A 5,433-nucleotide genomic window follows, 5' to 3' on the forward strand; every position below is an offset into this window, starting at 1 on the left:
CTTGACGTAGTTCAACCCCTTCTCCTTGGCCTTGACCTCGAGGGGATCGCCTTCGGCTGCGAAGGCGAGGCTCTCCAGGTCCTGGCGGAAGTCGGCGTTCTCGTCGAGGGTGACCTTGCCGTCCAGAGCCACGACGCGGCCGTCACCGGTGAGGATCATGGGGTTGACCTCGACCAGAGTGGCGTCGCGGCCGACGAACACGTCCCACAGCTTGGTGATGGCCTCGGCCGCGCCCTGCGCGGCGGCCTCGGGCAGCTTCGCCCTGCTGACGATCTCGGAGGCGACCTCGGAGGGCGCGCCCTTGATGGCGTCGATCGGCACCTGGGCGACGGCGTCCGGGTTGGTCGCGGCGACCTCCTCGATCTCGACACCGCCCTCGGCGGAGCAGATCGACAGGAAGGTCCGATTGGCGCGGTCCAGCAGGAAGGAGAAGTAGTACTCCTCCGCGATGTCGCTGGCCTCCTCGATCAGGACCCGGTGCACCGTGTGCCCCTTGATGTCCATGCCGAGGATCTGTTCGGCCTTGGCCTGGGCGTCGGCGGCGTCGTCGGCGACCTTCACGCCGCCGGCCTTGCCGCGCCCGCCGGTCTTCACCTGCGCCTTGACGACGACACGGGACTTGCCCGCCGCCGCGAACTCATCGGCGATCGCACGCGCCTCTGCGGCCGTGCTCGCCACCTTTCCCTGGGGTACGGGGACCCCGTATTCCGCGAAGAGTTGCTTCGCCTGGTATTCGAACAGGTCCACGAGGGTCCGTCCTTGTTACTCGCTGGCTGCAGTGATGTGCGGAGGCCGGCGCCGGAACGCGGGAACCGCATAGGGCCCTCACCGCGTTGATAAAGGGCTCGAGACGCCAACCGCAACATGCGGAAGCTTAGCCCTCCCAGCGCTTGACAGATGACACCGGGGCGCCGTTGACCAGTCAAACCGCGACCCGCGAAACCCGGAATGCCCCGTTCACCCCCGGTCACCCCATGGGAAGCGGTGTGAGGATTCACACCGGGATCACAAGGGCACGGAACGGCGCGTGAGGGGTGGGCGCGCCCCGGTGCTCCCGTCGCGGCCCGCTCAGGCGAGTTGTTCCCAGCCCAGCCGCGCCAGCAGCATCAGCACGACGGCCACCAGCACGAGCCGCACGAACCCCGATCCGCGGTTCAGCGCCATGCGAGCACCGATCTGAGCGCCGATGACGTTGCACACCGCCAATCCCAGGCCCAGCAGCCACAACACGTCGCCGTTCCAGGCGAACACCGCGAGCGCACCCAGGTTGGTCGCGGTGTTGACCACCTTCGCCGAGGCCGACGCGTGCACGAAGTCCACTCCGACGACCGCGGTCAGCACCATGATCAGGAAGGTGCCGGTGCCCGGTCCGACGATGCCGTCGTAGAAGCCGACGCCGCCCCCGGCCAGCAGCACGGCCACCACGATGCGCCGTGGAGTCAGCAGGGTGGGATCGGCCACCGCCCCCATTGCGGGGCGCGCGACCACCAGGACCAGCACCACGGCGAGGACGACCATGATCGTGGGGCGCAACGCGTCGGAGGAGACCGATCCGGCCAGCGCGGCGCCGCCGCCGGCGCCCATCAGCGCCAGCGCCGCTGTGGGCCACACGATCCGGGGATCGGGGCGGATCCGGAGGAAGTAGGTGACGGCGGCCGAGGCGGTGCCCATGATCGCGGTGAGCTTGTTGGTGCCAAGCAGGGGCGCCACCGGGGCGTTCGGGAAGGCCACGAGCATCGCGGGAAGCATCAGCAGTCCGCCGCCGCCCACGACGGCGTCGATCCACCCCGCGGCCAGGGCCGCCCCCAGGAGCAGAGCGACGATCTCGGCGCCGGCGTCCACGCCGCTACCGCGCCCGCTGCACCGCAGAGGCGGCGCAGTCGGTTTCGGGGGCGGCGGGCGCCGGGGCGGGCCGGGGGACGGCGCGCTCAGCCGCTACGAGCGGCAGGGCGGCGCAGTGCCGGTGCGGGTGCGGAACGCGGTGTGGCCGACCGTGCGGGCCGAGGCGATGAATGGACACAAAAACGGCATATTACCGCCACGGGTGGCGCCGTCGGAGCGGCGGGAGGGCCCCGGGGCCGCTCGCGCCGCACAGTCCGCCTGCACGCCCATCGGCGCCCGCTGAGGGCCGTCGGCCCCTGGCCGGGCTCAGCCTCCGGCGCCGCTCGCGCCTGCGTGCAGGGGCCTGATGTTCTCCCGGACCCACGCGCTGATCTCGGTCGTGGGGGTTCCGGGCGTGAAGACCTTGGCCACACCCATCGCCTCCAGCTCCGGGATCTCGGCCTCGGGGACGATGCCGCCGCCGAACACGGTGATGTCGCGCGCGTCGTTCTCGGCCAGCAACTCCATGACGCGGCCGAAGATCGTCATGTGGGCGCCGGAGAGCACAGACAACCCGATCGCGTCGGCGTCCTCCTCCAGCGCGGCGTTGACGACCATCTCCGGCGTCTGGCGCAGGCCGGTGTAGACGACCTCGACACCGGCGTCGCGCAGTGCCCTGACCACGACCTTCACACCGCGGTCATGGCCGTCCAGCCCGGGTTTCGCGACGACGACCCGCACCGCCGATGATCCGCCCATATGCGTCCCCTCCTGTGCGATTGCGCGGTCCGTGCGGCCACCGGCGCCCCGGGCGCCGCCCGCCGCCGATGTACCCGTTAACGAACAGTAACGTACGTCACTCCATTTCAACTCGCGAGGTCCGGGTAGCCCTCCGGCATGAGTGGCGACACGAGCGGACACGACGAAACGGTTTCGCTGGAGCGGTTGGAGACGCACGAGCTGCGCGACCGCGCGGTGGCCCTGGCGCGGCGCCGCTGGGACATCCGCTTCTTCTGGCGGCTGCTGGAGCTGCTACCCGCGGTCGAGGCCGCCGCGGGCAACCTGGAAGCCGGGGAGGCGGGCGTCGCCCAGGCGTCGGGGCTGTTCTACGACGCGTTGGGCGCCCAGGAGGACCCGCGCGTCCAAGAGCAGCTGCGCCCGATCTTCTTCGACTACCTGGCCAAGCACGACGATTCCGCCGAGGAGTCGACAGGATCCGCCTGAGCCGTCGGGGCGGCGCGGCCCTCTCCCGCCGCCCCGCGGCCCCCTCGCCGCCCCGGCGGACCGCCGCCCCGCAGGGCGAGGCCCGACCCGGATGTCCGAAACCCGCTAGCGTGGGACGGATGCGCAGGCGAGGATGGGCGGCGTGATGGACGACGACCAGCGTTACCTGGCGGTGCGCAGCAAAGACGCCCGCTTCGACGGAATGTTCTACCTCGGAGTGACCAGCACCGGCATCTACTGCCGGCCCAGCTGCCCCGCCGTCACGCCCAAGCGGGAGAACACCAGGTTCTTCCCTTCCGCGGCGGCGGCCCAGCGGACCGGGTTCCGGGCCTGCAAGCGGTGCCGCCCCGACGCGTCACCCGGCTCTCCCGAGTGGAACGTACGCGCCGACGCCGTGGGGCGTGCCATGCGGCTGATCGCCGACGGCGCGGTGGACCGGGACGGCGTGGCCGGTCTTGCCGCTCAGGTGGGCTACAGCGAACGCCAACTCAACCGGATGCTCGTCGCCGAACTCGGCGCCGGACCGCTGGCGCTGGCACGGGCACAGCGAGCGCGCACGGCACGGGTGCTGATCGAGACGACGGGCCTGTCGCTGAGCGACGCCGCGTTCGCCGCGGGTTTCTCCAGCATCCGCCAGTTCAACGACACGGTGCGCGAGGTGTTCGACCGTTCCCCCTCCCAACTGCGACGCCTCAGCGCCGGGGGTGCGCAGCGGCCCGGCGCCGACTCCTCCGCGGGCGATTCCACCCACGCGGGGACCGTGACGCTGCGGCTTCCGCTGCGCCCGCCGATCGACCTCGACCACCTGTTCGGGTTCCTCGCCGCGCGTGCGATACCGGGGGTGGAGGAGGTCAGCGGCGGCGTTTACCGACGGGTGCTCACCCTTCCGCACGGCAGCGGGGTCGTGCACATCTCACGCGGAGACTCCGACGACCACGTGTGGTGCCGGCTCTGCCTGGATCTGCTGAAGGACCTGGGCACCGCGGTGCAGCGCTGCCGCAGGCTGCTGGACCTGGACACCGACCCGCGCGCCGTCGCCGAGGTCCTCGGCGCCGACGGAAGTCCGCTGGCCGGGCTCGTCGCCGCGCGGCCCGGGCTGCGCGCCCCGGCCGGCGCGGACTCCACGGAGATGGCGGTGCGCGCCGTCGTCGGGCAGCAGATCTCGGTCTCCGCGGCGCGCACCGTCGCGGGCCGGCTCGTCGAGCGCTTCGGCACACCCCTGGCCACGCCGCAGCAGGGGCTGACCCACACCTTTCCGGGTCCGGAGGCACTGGCCGGCGTCTCCCCGCAGGACCTGCCGATGCCGGCCGGACGCGCCGAGGCGCTGATCGCGCTAAGCCAGGCGCTGGACTCCGGCGACATCGACCTGTGTCCCGGCACTGACCGCGACGAGGCCGCCGCCCGACTGCGCGGGCTGTCCGGAATCGGCCCCTGGACCTCGGACTACATCCGTATGCGCGCGCTGGGCGACCCCGACGTCTTCCTGACGACCGACCTGGGCGTGCGGCGCTCCCTGGAACGCCTGGGCCGCCCCGGCGATCCGCGCGCGGCCGAGCGGGAGGCGCAGGCGTGGCGGCCGTGGCGCTCCTACGCCACACACCACCTCTGGGCCTCCGCCCTGACCTCCCCGGCGCCGCCCGCAGCCCGCGGCGCCGCGGACGAACCAAACCACGATGAGGACGGACACGATGACCGCAGACGCGAAAACGATCCAGGACGCACTGCCGATGGAGGTGGCCCGACCGGGACCCGAGCGCGCCGCTCCGGCGGAGTTCGCCGAGCCCGGCGGCGGAACCCCGCTGTATGACCTGGTGCCCTCCCCGCTGGGGGAACTCCTCCTGCTCGGGGACGGCGAGGCGCTGACGGGGCTGTACATGAGCCCGCAGGAGCGCTTCGCGCAGCAGATACGGAGCGAGTGGCGGCGCGAGCCGGCGGCACTGCGCACGACCGCCGAGCAGCTCGGCGCCTACTTCGCCGGCGAGCTGCGGGAGTTCGACCTGCGCCTGGCTCCGCTCGGCACCCCGTTCCAGCGCACGGTGTGGCAGGCGCTGACGACGATCCCCTACGGAACGACCGCTACCTACGGCGAACTCGCCCGCGCGATCGGCAAGCCGAACGCCTCGCGTGCGGTGGGCATGGCCAACAACCGCAACCCGGTCTCCATCATCGTCCCCTGCCACCGGGTGATCGGGGCGGACGGTGCGATGGTCGGCTACGGCGGCGGGATCGCCCGCAAGGAGCGCCTGCTCAGCCTGGAACGGGGAACCGGCCTCACGCCCTGACCCCCGATCACAGCCGCCGGAACCCGGCACCACCACGGGGGACCGTAACCACAACATCACCGAACGCAACCACACCCGACACAAAAAAAAGGGGGGCAGGGCCCCC

General features: G+C 72.0%; 6 protein-coding genes. 3 read left to right on the forward strand and 3 right to left on the reverse strand.

The annotated features are described in order from the left end of the window. The 3 genes from LP52_RS25235 to LP52_RS25245 all read right to left on the reverse strand — a co-directional run. Positions 1–747 (reverse strand): ATP-grasp domain-containing protein (locus LP52_RS25235; RefSeq protein WP_040276923.1); only part of this gene is annotated, 747 nt, incomplete at its 3' end. A 321-nt stretch (positions 748–1,068) separates the two neighbouring features. Then, a complete protein-coding gene (locus LP52_RS25240) occupies positions 1,069–1,842 on the reverse strand; it encodes a TSUP family transporter (protein WP_040276924.1) in 774 nt (257 codons plus the stop codon). Between the two features lie 306 nt (positions 1,843–2,148). Beyond that, entirely contained in the window at positions 2,149–2,580 is a 432-nt protein-coding gene (locus LP52_RS25245) for a cobalamin B12-binding domain-containing protein (RefSeq protein ID WP_040276925.1), read from the reverse strand. 138 nt (positions 2,581–2,718) lie between these two features. On the opposite strand from LP52_RS25245, the gene LP52_RS25250 reads away from it, so the two are divergent. The 3 genes from LP52_RS25250 to LP52_RS25260 all read left to right on the forward strand — a co-directional run bounded on the left by LP52_RS25250 (position 2,719) and on the right by LP52_RS25260 (position 5,327). Further along, on the forward strand, positions 2,719–3,045 hold the full coding sequence (locus tag LP52_RS25250; RefSeq protein ID WP_052810267.1) for a hypothetical protein: 327 nt from the start codon (positions 2,719–2,721) through the stop codon (positions 3,043–3,045). 145 nt (positions 3,046–3,190) lie between these two features. After that, positions 3,191–4,852 carry a DNA-3-methyladenine glycosylase 2 gene (locus tag LP52_RS25255; protein ID WP_157036481.1) on the forward strand — a complete coding sequence of 554 codons (1,662 nt, stop codon included), beginning with the start codon at positions 3,191–3,193 and terminating at the stop codon, positions 4,850–4,852. Continuing rightward, positions 4,773–5,327: a methylated-DNA--[protein]-cysteine S-methyltransferase gene (locus LP52_RS25260; protein WP_052810268.1), complete on the forward strand. Its 555-nt coding sequence runs from the start codon at positions 4,773–4,775 to the stop codon at positions 5,325–5,327. Before LP52_RS25255 ends, LP52_RS25260 begins: the two co-directional genes overlap by 80 nt. Positions 5,328–5,433: the final 106 nt, after the last annotated feature.

Source organism: Streptomonospora alba, from assembly GCF_000826685.1.
Taxonomy (GTDB): Bacteria; Actinomycetota; Actinomycetes; order Streptosporangiales; family Streptosporangiaceae; genus Streptomonospora; species Streptomonospora alba.